Annotated in this window: 14 protein-coding genes and 2 pseudogenes; 11 read left to right on the forward strand and 5 right to left on the reverse strand. The window is 65.3% G+C overall.

Going from position 1 to position 13,601, the window contains the following annotated elements; genetic code table 11:
* The coding region (locus BEK68_RS06165) for a transposase (RefSeq protein WP_139111342.1) at nt 1-232 on the reverse strand (232 nt) is incomplete at its 3' end.
* 42 nt (nt 233-274) lie between these two features.
* Here BEK68_RS06165 and BEK68_RS06170 point away from each other — a divergent pair.
* The 4 genes and pseudogenes from BEK68_RS06170 to BEK68_RS06185 all read left to right on the forward strand — a co-directional run.
* A pseudogene (locus tag BEK68_RS06170) lies at nt 275-886 on the forward strand (DNA-3-methyladenine glycosylase family protein); the annotation flags it as partial.
* A 13-nt stretch (nt 887-899) separates the two neighbouring features.
* The gene (locus BEK68_RS06175) at nt 900-1,448 is read left to right on the forward strand and encodes a methylated-DNA--[protein]-cysteine S-methyltransferase (protein ID WP_012436284.1); all 549 of its coding nucleotides are present in this window, start codon (nt 900-902) and stop codon (nt 1,446-1,448) included.
* A 59-nt stretch (nt 1,449-1,507) separates the two neighbouring features.
* A complete protein-coding gene (locus tag BEK68_RS06180; protein WP_012436285.1) occupies nt 1,508-2,440 on the forward strand; it encodes a DMT family transporter in 933 nt (310 codons plus the stop codon).
* A 551-nt stretch (nt 2,441-2,991) separates the two neighbouring features.
* Nucleotides 2,992-4,302, forward strand: a complete 1,311-nt coding sequence (locus BEK68_RS06185; RefSeq protein WP_012436286.1) for a HipA N-terminal domain-containing protein — start codon at nt 2,992-2,994, stop codon at nt 4,300-4,302.
* Between the two features lie 28 nt (nt 4,303-4,330).
* On the opposite strand, the gene BEK68_RS06190 is transcribed toward BEK68_RS06185, so the two are convergent.
* Entirely contained in the window at nt 4,331-4,606 is a 276-nt protein-coding gene (locus tag BEK68_RS06190) for a hypothetical protein (protein ID WP_009277411.1), read from the reverse strand.
* Between the two features lie 234 nt (nt 4,607-4,840).
* Between BEK68_RS06190 and BEK68_RS06195 the strand changes: the two genes are divergently transcribed.
* On the forward strand, nt 4,841-6,256 hold the full coding sequence (locus tag BEK68_RS06195) for a M20 family metallopeptidase (protein WP_012436287.1): 1,416 nt from the start codon (nt 4,841-4,843) through the stop codon (nt 6,254-6,256).
* A 74-nt stretch (nt 6,257-6,330) separates the two neighbouring features.
* Nucleotides 6,331-7,143 (forward strand): transporter substrate-binding domain-containing protein, encoded by an 813-nt coding sequence (locus BEK68_RS06200; RefSeq protein ID WP_012436288.1) that lies wholly within the window; start codon nt 6,331-6,333, stop codon nt 7,141-7,143.
* A 6-nt stretch (nt 7,144-7,149) separates the two neighbouring features.
* Here BEK68_RS06200 and BEK68_RS06205 read toward each other — a convergent pair whose 3' ends face one another.
* Entirely contained in the window at nt 7,150-7,359 is a 210-nt protein-coding gene (locus BEK68_RS06205; protein ID WP_012436289.1) for a TetA prtoein, read from the reverse strand.
* Between the two features lie 24 nt (nt 7,360-7,383).
* The gene (locus BEK68_RS06210; protein ID WP_004631862.1) at nt 7,384-8,190 is read right to left on the reverse strand and encodes a hypothetical protein; all 807 of its coding nucleotides are present in this window, start codon (nt 8,188-8,190) and stop codon (nt 7,384-7,386) included.
* A 406-nt stretch (nt 8,191-8,596) separates the two neighbouring features.
* Here BEK68_RS06210 and BEK68_RS06215 point away from each other — a divergent pair, with 406 nt between their 5' ends.
* The 5 genes from BEK68_RS06215 to BEK68_RS06235 all read left to right on the forward strand — a co-directional run bounded on the left by BEK68_RS06215 (nt 8,597) and on the right by BEK68_RS06235 (nt 13,333).
* Nucleotides 8,597-8,869 (forward strand): hypothetical protein, encoded by a 273-nt coding sequence (locus BEK68_RS06215; RefSeq protein WP_004631860.1) that lies wholly within the window; start codon nt 8,597-8,599, stop codon nt 8,867-8,869.
* A gap of 270 nt (nt 8,870-9,139) precedes the next feature.
* Nucleotides 9,140-10,351: an HD-GYP domain-containing protein gene (locus tag BEK68_RS06220; protein WP_004631858.1), complete on the forward strand. Its 1,212-nt coding sequence runs from the start codon at nt 9,140-9,142 to the stop codon at nt 10,349-10,351.
* Nucleotides 10,333-11,889, forward strand: coding sequence for a glycine betaine ABC transporter substrate-binding protein (locus tag BEK68_RS06225; RefSeq protein ID WP_024542258.1), 1,557 nt, complete (start codon nt 10,333-10,335; stop codon nt 11,887-11,889). Before BEK68_RS06220 ends, BEK68_RS06225 begins: the two co-directional genes overlap by 19 nt.
* Nucleotides 11,890-11,953: 64 nt before the next feature.
* On the forward strand, nt 11,954-12,721 hold the full coding sequence (locus BEK68_RS06230) for a sulfite exporter TauE/SafE family protein (protein ID WP_004631854.1): 768 nt from the start codon (nt 11,954-11,956) through the stop codon (nt 12,719-12,721).
* A gap of 168 nt (nt 12,722-12,889) precedes the next feature.
* Nucleotides 12,890-13,333, forward strand: a complete 444-nt coding sequence (locus tag BEK68_RS06235; protein ID WP_012436291.1) for a hypothetical protein — start codon at nt 12,890-12,892, stop codon at nt 13,331-13,333.
* A 53-nt stretch (nt 13,334-13,386) separates the two neighbouring features.
* On the opposite strand, the pseudogene BEK68_RS06240 reads toward BEK68_RS06235, so the two are convergent.
* A pseudogene (locus BEK68_RS06240) lies at nt 13,387-13,601 on the reverse strand (integrase core domain-containing protein); the annotation flags it as partial.

Genomic DNA, 13,601 nt, shown 5'->3' on the forward strand with positions numbered 1-13,601 from the left:
CCCCTCGCAGCCAGCGTTGCGTCTGCTGGTACACAGCCTCCCAGGGCGGAAAGTTCGTCGGCAGCATGCGCCATGCGGCCCCCGCGCGTGCCAGCCAACGCAGCGCGTTGAACAGCTCTCGCAATTCATATCGCCTCTGCGGCGCGTCTTGGTTCATCAACGTCAAATACGGCGCCGCGAAGCTCCATTCTTCGTCACTCACGTCGCTCGGATACGGTCTGCGTTTCTCCATCACGCTTCGACTGCAGCACCGACGGAAAGTGCATAACACGCTCTAGTCGATGCGCACCTCGGCACGCTTGCTGCCGAGACGCCCGGCCTGCGCGTGCCGGGCGCCGTGGACGGCTTCGAGATTGCCGTGCGCGCCATCGCCGGGCAGGTCATTTCGCTGGCGCAGGCCCGGCGCATTCTCGGACGCATGACTGCCGTGTACGGCGTGCCGCTGCCGCAACCGAGCGAAGGGCTGACCACAGCATTTCCGAGCGGGGCTGCACTGGCGAACAGCGATGCCCAGGCGCTGTCCGCGCAAACCGGTCTGCAAGCCAGCCGCGCTGCTACCGTCATCGAACTCGCCCGCGCCATCGACGGCGGAAGCCTGCGGCTTGAACCACTGGTGCCGCTCGCCCCCACGCTGGCCGCCTTGCAAGCGCTGCCCGGTGTCGGCGAATGGACAGCGCAATACATCGCCATGCGCGCACTGGGCTGGCCGAACGCATTCCCGCTGGGCGATTACGTCCTGCGCAAACGCCTTGCAGACGGAGACGGCGCGCTGCCTACTCGCCGTGCCATGGTCGAGCGCGCCAAACCGTGGGCCCCGTGGCGCGCTTACGCCGCCATGCATCTCTGGCATCGCGAGGATGCGCTGACCCAGCCTGCGTCGCATTGACGAATCGACCGCCATGTACCGCCACATCTTTGCCTGCCCCCTCGGTGATCTGCTGTTGACCGCCACCGACACCCACCTGACCGGCGCGTTCTTTCCCGGCCAGAAGACGATTCCCGTGAACACCGCGCGCATGTCGCCGGGCGCAGACGTCCCGGTCATCCGCGAGGCGCAGGCGCAGTTCACCGCGTACTTTGCCGGCAAGCTGCACGACTTCGATCTGCCGATGGCGCCCGACGGCACACCGTTCCAGCAAGACGTCTGGCGCCTGCTGTGCGACATCGCGTTCGGCAATCGCACCACCTACGGCCAGATCACGGCGCGCCTCGGGCTCACACGCGAACATGCGCGCGCGGTGGGCACCGCCGTGGGCCGCAACCCGATCTCGATCGCCATCCCGTGCCACCGCGTGGTCGGCGCCGACGGTGCGCTCACGGGCTATGCCGGCGGGTTGCCGCGCAAGGCCGCGCTGCTCCGGCTCGAAGGACATCCCGCGCAGGTTGGACAACGCCTGCCCATGCCCGACGACGATCGCCAGAGCACGCTGGCACTGCTGCCTGCATAAAACGCAAATCGCGCGGACAATGCGCGCACACCACCCCACAACGATAACGAGACCTCTTCATGCGCCGCTCCGATGTGCTCGAACTCCTCACGCTGGCTGCCCTATGGGGCGGCTCCTTCCTGTTCATGCGCGTGGCAGCGCCGCCCTTTGGGCCCGTTGCGCTCATCGCGCTGCGAGTGGCGATTGCCTCGTGCTTCCTCGTCCCAATGCTCACCTTGCGCGGCGGCATGGGCGCGCTGCGCACGCACTGGCCGCATCTGCTGGCCGTGGGCGTGCTGAACTCGGCCATCCCGTTCTGCCTGTTCGCCTATGCCGAACTCACGCTCACGGCGGGCTTCACCTCGGTGCTCAATGCGGCGGCCCCGTTGTTTGCGGCCATCGTTGCGTTCACGTGGCTCGGTGAGCGGATGTCGTCGCTGCGCGTGCTGGGATTGGCGATCGGCTTCATCGGCGTCATCGTGCTGGTGGGCGGGTCGTCTGTCATCGACGCAAAACAAGGCGGCGTGGCGGTGGCCGCGGCGCTGTCCGCCACCGTGCTGTACGGCGTGGCCAGCAGCTACACCAAGCGCTTCCTGACCGGCGTGCCGCCGCTGGCCGTGGCAACCGGCAGCCAATTGGGCGCCGCCATCGTGCTCGCACCGCTGGCCTACTGGCTGTGGCCCGCGCAAACGCCCACCGGCAGCGTGTGGCTGCACGTCATTGCACTGGGTATCGCATGCACGGGCGTGGCTTACATCCTCTTCTTCCGACTCGTCGCGCACGTGGGGCCGACGCGCGCGGTATCGGTCACCTTCCTGATCCCGGTGTTTGGCGTGCTGTGGGGCATCCTGTTCCTGGGCGAGCAACTGACGCTCAACATGGTGATCGGCTGCGCCGTCATCCTGCTCGGCGCGTCGCTCTCGACCGGCGTGTTCGCTCCGGGAAAAAAGGCCCCTGCAAATGCAGCGACCACAGCAAACGAGAAGGATCCGCTGTTGCGTTCCGGCCGCTGAATGGGCCCAGTTCGTCGTGCCCCGGTTGGCCGGGGCGCGCTCCTGACCGATCAGAAACCGCTTGAAGCCGGCGCTTAAAATCCGCAGTTGAATCCATGCGCAATGCGGTTATGCCATCTTTGCCCTGACATAGCGAAGGACTTTTCGCCGATTGGCGCAGCGCGACAAAGTGTTGGCATCGCCGCGATAAAATGCCGATTTGTAATGAATACACTATCGTAGCGACGCCCCTGAAATTTATTCAATGGCGCCAACATTGACTCTCCAGCTAGATTTAAAAAATCTGCAAAACTGAAGTAGACACCTGAAACATCGACCAAAGCGCACTCGATCTTAACGATCCGATAATCCGATTTGAGAAAATTGCATCATCAAATTCGGGTATCTCCGCGCGTTGTGCAGATTTTCTTTGTTATGCTCGCCCTCGGTCGATGAGGGGCGTGCGAGGGAATGGCATATTTGCTGCAAAGCAGCCAAAATTCCCAATTGCCGGCGGATTCTCCGCTGCACAGCCGACTACGCACGCTCCATCAAATATGTTGGATACGCGCATGCTGGACGTCTACCTGAACAAGCATCTGATCGGTCAGCTATCGTGCGGCCGCAGCGGTTGGGCGTTCGAATACGATGCACGCTGGCAGGCTTCGTCGCAGGGCTTTGATCTGAGTCCGCACCTGCCGCGCACCGCCGGCAATATCGCCGACACGGCAAAAGCCCAGCCGGTACGCAACTTCTTTGAATACCTGCTGCCCGAACCGGCACGCAACACGCCCAAGGCTGCCGCCGCCGCGCTGGAACATTTCGCGCAAGCGGCGCCGCATCTGGATGGCCCGCTGGCGCTGGTGCCCATCGGCCTCAAACCCTGCAGCGGCCGCGCCGACGGGCTGTCCGAGCGCGATCTCGTGCTGCAGTTCCAGCAGACCGTCGGGCGCCCGCCCCGCAGCACGCCGCTGCGCGTGGCCGAACCTCGCGCGCGCTACGGCGCCGATGCAGCCACCGCGTCCGAAGAAATCAGCCTGCCCTTCCTGGCTTCGAATGGCCTGCCCGTGTCGATGTGGCTAGGGCGGTTTTCCGCGCCGGCCAATGCCGCGCAATCGAGCCACTTCGTCCGGTTGGATCTGGGCGAAGGCGCGCACCTTCCGTACGCCACCATCAACCACTGCTGGGCCACGCTGTTGGGCCGCAGTATCGGGCTGGACACACCGTTCATCGGCCTGCGGCAGTTTCCGGAAACCGCCGCCGTGGTGCAGCGCCTTGATCGCACCCTGCGCTGCAAGAGCGACGACACCGCGCTGGTGCAGGCGCGCTATGTCGTCTCGGCGGTGCAATTGCTGGGGCTCTCCCCCAAGCACCGCTTCCTGCCGATCACCGTCGAGCAGGTCGCGCAATGTGCAAGCCTGTGCGCGGACCCGGCTTGCGCGACGGCCGCGCTGTTCCGCTGGATGGTGTTCTGCCTGTTGATTGGCGGGCGCAACGCCTCGGCCGGCACACTGCATTTCCACATCGGTGCGGATGGCATCCGCCTCGCGGCGCACGATCACCTGTTCTGCGCAGCGGTCTACGCTAACGAATGGAATGCCGATGAACTGTCGCCGGACGCACAAGCCCGCTATGACGCCATCGATCAGGACGCGCTGCTCGCCGTTGCCGATCACCTTGGCTACGACGCCAGTCAGGCGCGCCGCGAGTTGCTGCGGCTGATCAGCATGCTCGCGCCGCAGTCGTCGTTCGTGGCGACGCATCTCTCGCAGGCGCTGGGACATTCGCCGACGCGCGCTGCCGAGATCGATTTCCTCGCGCGCATCCATCGCCATGTGTCCGAGACGGCACGGCGGCTGGGCGGAAAGACAGCAGAAGTCTGAAACGCAAACGCGCGGCCACCGCAGGCGCTTAGAGCGCAGCCAGGCTGACCGAACCGTAGCGGGTGTAGCCGTGCGCGGCCAATGTATCCATGGCCTCGGCTTCCGCTCGGGCGAACGTCAGCGCGAGCGTGTCGGGGCTCCCCGCCCCGCTGGCGAAGGCTTGGTAGGCCGCGAACGCTTCGCGCGGCGACACACCACTGCGTTCAAGCACCCGCTGCGCGGCTTCCAGCGCCGCACGAATCGCCGTCTCCCCGGGCGGGGCATCGCGAAACGCTAGCTGTAGACAGGACGTCGTCGGATTCATCCGCGTTTCGATGTTCGATTCACTGAAACAGCACACCTGACCCAGTCTAGGAAAGCGCCTATCGAGTGCCAAGCGTGACGCTCATCCCTGAGCGCGCGTTTCCGTTTGCCGTCTGACCCGCAAGGACCGACTTGGGGATGCCCCCGGGTGCACATGCTCTGAATCACGTTGCATAATCGAATCGATTGACCAAGCAACGACTTTGTTGGCGCCACCACAACGACAGGAGACATCATGATCACGCCACCCATCCGGTTGAAACGTACTGCGCTCGCCTGGCTGCTGGCCGGTGCAGCCTTGCCGGCATTCGCACAGATTCCGTTCAGCCCCGGTGGCGCGTCGGCCGCGCCCGCACAGGCTGCGGCGGCCACGGCCGGCGGGATCGACGTGGCGCAGATCAAACCGGCGGTGGATGCAGCGGTCAATGCGGAATACGGTCAGCTCGATCTGCTCTACAAAGACATCCATGCGCATCCGGAGCTGGCGTTCCAGGAAACGCGCACCGCGGCCACGTTGGCCGAGCAGATGCGCAAGATCGGCTTTGATGTAACAGAGCACGTCGGCAAGACCGGCGTGGTGGCGGTCTATCGCAACGGGGCCGGCCCGACGATCCTGGTGCGCACCGAACTCGACGCGCTGCCGATGGAGGAGAAAACCGGCCTGCCCTACGCGAGCAACGTCCACACCAAATGGCGCGGCGAAGACGTAGGCGTGGCGCATAGCTGCGGGCACGACCTGCACATGGCGTCGTGGGTGGGCACGGCGAAGACGCTGGTGTCGCTCAAGGACCGCTGGCACGGGACGCTGGTGTTCGTCGCACAGCCTGCCGAAGAAACCGTGTCGGGCGCGCAGAGCATGATCGACGACGGCTTCTTCAAGCGCTTCCCCAAGCCCGACTATGCGTTTGCGCTGCACACGGGCCCGGGGCCGTACGGTTCGATCGTCTTCAACAGCGGGCCGATCACGTCCAACTCCGACGGGCTGGAAATTACGTTCAAGGGCCGCGGCGGCCATGGCTCCGCGCCTGACAAGACCATCGACCCCGTGATGATGGCGGCGCGCTTCGTGGTCGACCTGCAAAGCGTGATCAGCCGCGAGAAGGATCCGCAGGAATTTGGCGTGGTGAGCATCGGGGCCATCCAGGGCGGCAGTGCTGAGAACATCATCCCGGACAGCGTGCTGCTGCGCGGCACGATCCGCTCGTACAAGCCAGCGGTGCGCCAGAAGATGCTTGACGGTATCCGCCGCACGGCCAAGGCCGTCACCGAGATGTCGGGCGCGCCGGACGCCGATATCAAGATCACCGAGGGCGGCAAGGCAGTCAACAACGACCCGACCGTGGTCGCGCGCACCGAGGCGATGTTCAAGACCGCCTTCGGCAACGAGCGCGTACTGCGCGTGCCGCCCATCACGGCCAGCGAAGATTTCTCGGCGTTTGTTGACGCGGGCATCCCCTCAATGTTCTTCTTCATCGGTGTGAACGACCCGCAGACGTTCCTTGCCTCGCTCAAGCCGGGCGCCAAGCCGCTGCCGACCAATCATTCGCCGCTGTTCGCGCCCGTGCCGGAACCGTCCATCAAGACGGGTGTGACGGCGATGTCGCTGGCGGTGCTGAACGCGCTGCAATGGAGCAAGGCGTCGGGCCAGTAAGCCGGCGTCGATGTGGGCGCGGTCGGCCCCGGTACCGGACGGCCGCGCCTTTTGATTTCTCAGGAGGGCATTCCATGTTCAACCGTTTCATCCGCACGAGCGCCCTGCTGCTGTGCGCCTGCGCCGCGGCACCCGCCCTGGCGCAAACCACGCAAGCCACCAACCGACTCGACGAAATCATCGCGCGCGGCACGCTGCGCGTCGGCACCACTGGCGACTACAAGCCCTTTACCTACAAGAACCCCGCCGATGGCCGCTTCATCGGCCTGGACGTCGAGATGGGCGAACGTCTGGCCAAAGCCCTCGGCGTAAAGCTGGAAATCGTGCCGACCACGTGGTCGACGCTGATGCAGGACTTTGCGGCTGACCGCTACGACATCGCCATGAGCGGGGTGTCGGTCACGCTGGAGCGGCAGAAGAAGGCGTTCTATTCGATTCCGTATCAACGCGACGGCAAGACGCCGATCACGCGTTGCGAGAACCAGTCGAAATATCAGACGCTGGCGCAGATCGACCAGCCGAACGTGCGGGCCGTGGTCAACCCAGGCGGCACCAACGAAAAATTTGCGCGCGAGCATCTGAAGCAAGCGCAGATTCGCGTGTATCCGGACAACGTGACGATCTTCAACGAGATCGTCGCCGGCCGCGCAGACCTGATGATGACTGACGCGGTGGAAACCAAGCTGCAGCAGAAGCTGCACCCCGAACTGTGCGCCGTGCATCCGGAAGCGCCGTTCGATTTCTCCGAGAAGGCCTACCTGCTCCCGCGCGACGTCGTGTTCAAGAACTTTGTCGACCAGTGGCTGCGGCAGACCGCCGAGAGCGGTGAGTTCGCCAAGCGCTTTGATGCGTGGCTGGCGTATCCGTGGAATGCGCCGGTCAAGTGAGCGGTGCTACGCCCGTGCGGCGCGCTTGGCTGCGTCGCCCACCAGCAACACGAGGCGCACGCCGTTAAGCAGCGCGCCCATCAACCAGACCGCGCCGGACCACACTGGCGCCGTTAGCGCATAAAAGGCTGTGGCCACCGGCGGCCCAATCATGGCGGCCACGCTGGCGAGGCTCGCCAGCGCGCCCTGCAATTCGCCCTGCCCATGCTCGCCCACCTGACGCGAGAGCCGCCTGCAAGCTTAGTGGAGGCTGGCCGGATCGCCGTGTTGCAGGGCCAGTGCGTCGCGCAGCAATGCGTCGGTCATGTCGCGGCCCAGGAGCGCCGGGTCAAAGCGCGCAGAAAAGCGCGTCGAGCACGACTCCACCTGCAGCACCACCTGGCCCGGCGGCAGCAGTTCGATGTCGACGTGGATGACCTCGTCGTCTTCGGTAAAGGAATGCAGCAGCGTGAGTGCACGGTAGCCGTCGGCGCGCTCCACGGCGGCCTCCGTCCAGGACGGTGCCAGCAGCGCGCAACTGACCAGCGTTTCGGGCTCGTCCGGGCGATACAGGTGCAGGCCCATCATGGTCGAGGCGGCATCGGCCACGCTGGACCATTCAGCCGCCGGAATCAGGTCACCCAGCAGGCGGATGTCGTCGACGGGGGCATCGGTCTGCACAAAGGCGGCGCCCAGGAAGAACGCGGTCTCGTCGCGGAAACCACCCGCCACGGTGTTGCGCCACAGGCGATGGCTGCTCTTGCTGCCAAGTGCGACCTGCGACAGCACCTTGGCCGCACGCGCGCCGTCGGCGCCCGACCACTGCTCCACCGCGCCGTGCGAGAACAGGCGATCGGCCATCACCAGGCACACGCCTTCGGGCAACACGCGCTCTTTCAGCCACCCGGCCAGCACGTGCACACCGCTGAACGGCATGTCCGGACGCCCGATCGCATGTGCGCGCACGCGGCCGTTTTCCGGCACGTGGAACGGCATGGCAAACAGCCTCGCCTGGTAAGCGACGCCGTCAATCTCGAAACGGGCGATGGACGCGGTGGTGATGGACATGATGACCTTCCTGCACAAGGGGCGGAAAACGCCGCCCGTACCTGCATCAACGACCATCCACGCCGAATGTTTAGCCGCCACATGGGGGGCTGTGGGAAGGGGAATCCCGCTGTCTGTAATGCAACGCAACAATCGGGAGCCTCAAGACAGGAATTTTTTGCCGCGCCAGTCGTCAGACCTTCGCATTAAGGGTTATCCCGCATCTCACATTTTCATTTCACTTCAATGACTTATGTGCAGGTTGCCGCGCTTGAAGGGCCAAAATTGTTCTTCTTTTTTGAACAAAGAGTTTAATAGAACTACTTTTTTACCCTCTGGGCAACGACTAAGCTTATGCCATCGCGTTACCGCGCTGCAGCGAAACTGCCCTGCGGCAATGCTCACCCCCCCTGTTGTGGAGTCCATCATGAAGACCAAGAACCTGATTCTCGCCTCGCTGATCGCTGTTGCCGCTGTTCCTGCCTTCGCTGCCGGCGTGCAAAACAAAGACCCGTACACCAACGGCCAGGCCGTGACCAAGGCTGACCCCTACACCGATGGCGCCCGCAAGGCCGACGTCTACACCGACGGCGCCGTGCGCAAGGCCGACCCGTACACCGATGGCGCCCTGCGCAAGGCGGATCCGTACACCGACGGCGCGCTGGTCGGCAAGGCTGACCCGTTCAGCGACGGCCAATAAGTCGTCGATCTGCTGTCCGCATCACCCGTATCACTCTCCCTCCCCGACGCCGGGGGCCCCAGTTGGCACCGGCACCGGCTTACCTAGGCGGCCTTTTGGCCGCTTTTTTTCGCCTACACCCGCAGACTTCACATGGCGAGCCCGGACTTTTCCCCCTCAAGGCCGCGGCCGCACGTCCGATAGAAGAGAATCCATTCGTTGGCGGGTAGCCTTCCCCTGGACCCGTTGCGCCATCACGTGCCCCGCCACGGCCGATCTCTGAACATCAACATGCGCAAGCGCATCGCTATCGAACACCTGCGGGTGGGCATGTACCTCGACGAATTCGTCGGTTCCTGGCTGGAACACCCGTTCTGGCGGGCCCGTTTTCGCGTGGAAGATGCTGCCCAATTGCAACGCCTGCGTACCAGCGGAGTGCGTGAGGTGTGGATCGACATCATGCGCGGCACCGACGTGGCCGCCGCCAATGCAGCACCTCCGGCCCCCCCCGAGGTGCCGGCGCCGCCCGCCTGCGCCGCCGACGCCGGCATCGCCCTGCGCCCCGTCACGTATGCGGAAGAAATGCGCCGCGCCGCCCGGCTCATCAGCAAGGCCGAGGTGGCCGTGCAGGCCATGTTTGCCGATGCACGCATGGGCCGCACGATCGAAGCGCGCGACGCACTGCCGTTGGTGGAAGCCATTTCCGGCTCGGTCGACCGACACCCCAGCGCGCTGACCAGCCTCGTGCGGCTGAAAGCGAAAGACCGCTACACGTTCTTGCATTCAGTGGCTGTGTGCGCGCTCATGGTGTCGCTAGGCCGTCAGCTGGGGCTGTCAGACGACGAAGTGCGCGACGCCGGCCTGGCCGGGCTGCTGCACGACATCGGCAAGATCGCAATCCCGCCCGAGGTGTTGAACAAGCCCGGCGCCCTGACCGACGCTGAATTCCGCCACGTGATCGTCCACCCGCAGGCCGGGCACGACATCCTGGCCGGCGACAGCAGCATGCGCGACATCGCACTCGACGTCTGCCTGCACCACCACGAGCGCATGGACGGCACCGGCTATCCGCACAAGCTGGCCGGCGAAGGCATCTCGCTGTTTGCACGCATGGGCGCCATCTGCGATGTGTACGACGCGGTGACGTCCGACCGCCCGTACAAGAAGGCGTGGGAAGCCGCCTACGCCGTGCAGCGCATGGTCGAATGGCGCGGCAATCATTTCGACCCGATGGTGTTCAACGCCTTTGTCAAAAGCGTGGGCATCTATCCGGTGGGCTCGCTGGTCCGGTTGCGTTCGGGCCGGCTGGCTGTGGTCATGCAGCATGCGCCGGGCGCGTTGCTCACGCCCACGGTCAAGGTATTCTTCTCGATATCGTCGGGCACGCGGATTGCCCCCGAACTCATCGACCTGGCGCAGACCGGCGACCAGATCGCCTCGCGAGAAGAACCCCGCGACTGGGGCCTGACCGACCTCAACGAACTTTGGATACACGGCGACTGATCCGTAGCCCCTTTCTGTGGCGCTTGCTGGCATGGCTTGCGCTGGGCTGGCTGGCGAGCAGCGCATCGGCCTTCGCAGAACAACCACTGCGGATCGGCTCAAAACGCTTCACCGAGTCTTACGTGCTAGGCGAAATCCTCACGCAGACCGCAAACCCGCGCGGCCCCGCCGAACACGTACCGGGCCTGGGCAACACCGCCATCGTCTTTGCCGCGCTCAGGAACGGCAGCATCGACGTCTATCCGGATTACCTCGGCACTATCGCCGCTGAAATCCTCCACTTGCCCGCCGACCAGGCAGCCAATCCCGATCAAGCCGCGCTGCTGGCCGACGTCAACCGCGGCCTTGCGCCGATGGGCCTGGCGGCCGGCGTGCCGCTCGGCTTTGAAGACGCCTACGCGCTGGCCATGCGCGAAGCCGATGCCGAGCGCGAACACATCCGCACGCTGGCCGACCTCGCCACGCATCCGACGCTGCGGCTTGGCCTCTCGCACGAATTTCTCGGCCGCGCCGATGGCTGGCCGGCGATTGTGCAGCGCTACAAACTGCCGCAGCCCCCGACAGGCCTCGACCACGGCGTTGCCTACGACGCGCTGCGCGCCAGCCAAGTCGACGTGATCGACATCTACTCCACTGACGCCAAGATCCGCCGCGAACATCTGCGTGTGCTCGACGACCCGGCGCACGTCTTCCCGCGCTATGACGCCGTGTTGCTTTACCGCGCCGACGTTGCGCAGCGGCATCCGGCGCAATGGCAGGCGATCAACACACTCGCGGGGCACATCCAGCGCGACGACATGGTGGCAATGAATGCAGCGGTCGAACTCGAGGGCCAGTCGTTCTCGCAAGCGGCGCGGCGGTTTCTCGCTGGGCATGGCAACGCGCCGGCTGCCACACCGACCCGCGCGTTCTTCGCCCGGCTGACGGACGGCCTGGGGCGGCTCACGCAACGGCATCTCGTGCTGGTGGGCATTTCCACCGGCGTTGCCGTGCTGCTGGGCGTGCCGCTGGGCCTCGTGGCCGCGCGTCGCCCGATCAAGCAGCCGATCCTTGCGATCGTGGGCGTGCTGCAGACAATTCCGTCGCTGGCACTGCTGGCGATGCTCATCCCCGTCGTCGGGTCGATTGGCGTCGTACCGGCCCTGATTGCGCTGGCGGTCTATGCGCTGTTGCCCATCGTGCGCAACACCATCGTTGGGCTGGAACAGGTACCCGACGGCCTGCGCGATGCGGCATTGGCGCTGGGACTTACGCCGTCGCAACGCACCCGCGTGGTGGATCTGCCGCTGGCGCTGCCGGTCATCCTCGCCGGCGTCAAAACCGCCGCGGTCATCAGTGTGGGCACGGCGACCATCGCTGCGTTCATCGGCGCCGGCGGCTATGGCGAGCGCATCGCGACCGGGCTCGCGCTGAACGACAGCGCAACGCTGCTCGCAGGCGCCATCCCCGCAGCAGTGCTGGCGCTGCTCGTGCAGGCCGCGTTCGAGCTGGCCGAATGGCGGCTGCGCCGGCGCAGCGGCAGCACCCCACCGCGCTAACGAGCACGCGCGCGGGCGTTCCATTACCATCGCGGTCATTCCAGCCGCCCAGCACGCCCCGCTTATGACCACGCTTTCGTTTTCCACCGCCCTGCTCGTCGCCGCAGCCGGCGTCTATGCCGGCGCCCAAAATGCCCTCGCGGGCGGCGGGTCGTTCATCACGTTTCCGGCGTTGCTGCTGGCGGGGCTCAACCCGCTGGGCGCCAACATGACGTCGACGATCGCGCTATTCCCGAGCCAGATCACCTCGTCGATCGCCGGACGCAAACTGGCCGGCGGCGTCGATGCCGGCGAGCATCACCTCTCGCTCAAGCAGCTCATTGTCATCAGTCTGGTGGGCGGCGTGCTAGGCGCGCTGTTGCTGCTGGCGACACCGCCTTCGTTCTTCGCCAAGCTGGTGCCATATCTCGTGCTGTTTGCAACGAGCGTGTTTGCGTGGGGCAGCTTCCGGCGTAAACCGCTGCACGCAGCATCGGGCATGTCGACCACCGCGCTGGCGACCGCGCAGTTTGCAATTGCCATTTACGGCGGCTACTTCGGCGGTGGGATCGGCTTCCTGATGCTGGCGGCGCTCACCGTGGCCGGCCAGCAGGTGCGCATGGCGGGTGCGACCAAGAACGTGCTCGCCATGACGATGAATGCATCCGCCGTGGCGGTGTTTGCGTTCTCGCCGCAGGTGAACTGGGCGGCCGTGGTGGCGCTAGGCATCGGCGGCATCGCGGGCGGGTTTGCTGGGGCCTGGCTGCTGCATCGGCTGCCGGAAAAGGTGCTGCGCGGCTTCGTCGTCATCGTCGGGATCATCCTGACGGTCTGGCTGTTCATGCGCGCTTGAACGCTGCATCCCGCGTTGTCTTGACAGCGTTTGTCCGACAGGCGGTTCAGTCAACGCCGACTGTCTGCCGGGTGGCCGCTTTCCTATTGTGACGTTAGGGATGCACGTCGTGGCACGCGGCATGCGTGCCATGAAGCCGCCCCCCGTTTCGCAACAAGGAGAACGAGCATGCAAGCACGCAAGATGTCGAGTCTGGCCGCCGCGATCGCCGTGGCCGCCTGTGCGTGGATCGGCGCGGCGCCCGCGCAGGCCCAGCAGAAGGACCACAGCGCAGTGACGGGCGTCGATAGCCCAATGGAGGGCCCGCGCACCCAGGTTCAGCGCAACGCCGATGCTGCCGCCAACCCCGGCTATCACAACAAGGCCACTGGTGCGCAACCGAAAGCGACGCCCGGCACGCTCAAGCAGAAAGTCCATCGTGCGCATGTGAAGACCGACAAGTGGGTCGACAAGCACGTCACGCACCGCCATGGCAGGGGCATGGCGACGGCGGAATCGTCGTCGGACCGCGCCTTCTGGTCGCGCCGCGCCAACCAGTGCGATTCGCTGGCGGGTGAAGCCCAGCGCGTCTGCCGCGAACGCCGCTCCGACGCCACGGGCAGCATGCAGTAACGGCATCCGCTGTCAAGTCCTGCCATAGGTTGACACTGTGCTCAGTCTCCGAGCGCCCGATGCACCGCATCGGGCGTTTTGTATTTCAAGGCCAGATGAGGCCGTTCGTGGTTGTAGATATGCACGGCCTGCGCCACCATGCGTGCGGCCTGCTCTAGGTCGGCGGGGCGCTTGAGCAGCAACTCCCCTTTGAGGATGCCGTTGACCCGTTCGGCCAGGGCATTCTGGTAGCAGTCGTAGCCATCGGTCACGGAGCACGTGATGCCGT

Origin of the sequence: Ralstonia pickettii (assembly GCF_001699815.1) — a bacterium.
In the GTDB taxonomy this organism is placed as follows: domain Bacteria; phylum Pseudomonadota; class Gammaproteobacteria; order Burkholderiales; family Burkholderiaceae; genus Ralstonia; species Ralstonia thomasii.

What these genes read in the sequence shown, in the direction of transcription:
- BEK68_RS06175 (WP_012436284.1), top strand. Translation starts at nt 900, where the DNA reads ATGTACCGCCACATCTTTGCCTGCCCCCTCGGTGATCTGCTGTTGACC.
- BEK68_RS06180 (WP_012436285.1), top strand. Translation starts at nt 1,508, where the DNA reads ATGCGCCGCTCCGATGTGCTCGAACTCCTCACGCTGGCTGCCCTATGG.
- BEK68_RS06185 (WP_012436286.1), top strand. Translation starts at nt 2,992, where the DNA reads ATGCTGGACGTCTACCTGAACAAGCATCTGATCGGTCAGCTATCGTGC.
- BEK68_RS06190 (WP_009277411.1), bottom strand. Translation starts at nt 4,606, where the DNA reads ATGAATCCGACGACGTCCTGTCTACAGCTAGCGTTTCGCGATGCCCCG.
- BEK68_RS06195 (WP_012436287.1), top strand. Translation starts at nt 4,841, where the DNA reads ATGATCACGCCACCCATCCGGTTGAAACGTACTGCGCTCGCCTGGCTG.
- BEK68_RS06200 (WP_012436288.1), top strand. Translation starts at nt 6,331, where the DNA reads ATGTTCAACCGTTTCATCCGCACGAGCGCCCTGCTGCTGTGCGCCTGC.
- BEK68_RS06210 (WP_004631862.1), bottom strand. Translation starts at nt 8,190, where the DNA reads ATGTCCATCACCACCGCGTCCATCGCCCGTTTCGAGATTGACGGCGTC.
- BEK68_RS06215 (WP_004631860.1), top strand. Translation starts at nt 8,597, where the DNA reads ATGAAGACCAAGAACCTGATTCTCGCCTCGCTGATCGCTGTTGCCGCT.
- BEK68_RS06220 (WP_004631858.1), top strand. Translation starts at nt 9,140, where the DNA reads ATGCGCAAGCGCATCGCTATCGAACACCTGCGGGTGGGCATGTACCTC.
- BEK68_RS06230 (WP_004631854.1), top strand. Translation starts at nt 11,954, where the DNA reads ATGACCACGCTTTCGTTTTCCACCGCCCTGCTCGTCGCCGCAGCCGGC.
- BEK68_RS06235 (WP_012436291.1), top strand. Translation starts at nt 12,890, where the DNA reads ATGCAAGCACGCAAGATGTCGAGTCTGGCCGCCGCGATCGCCGTGGCC.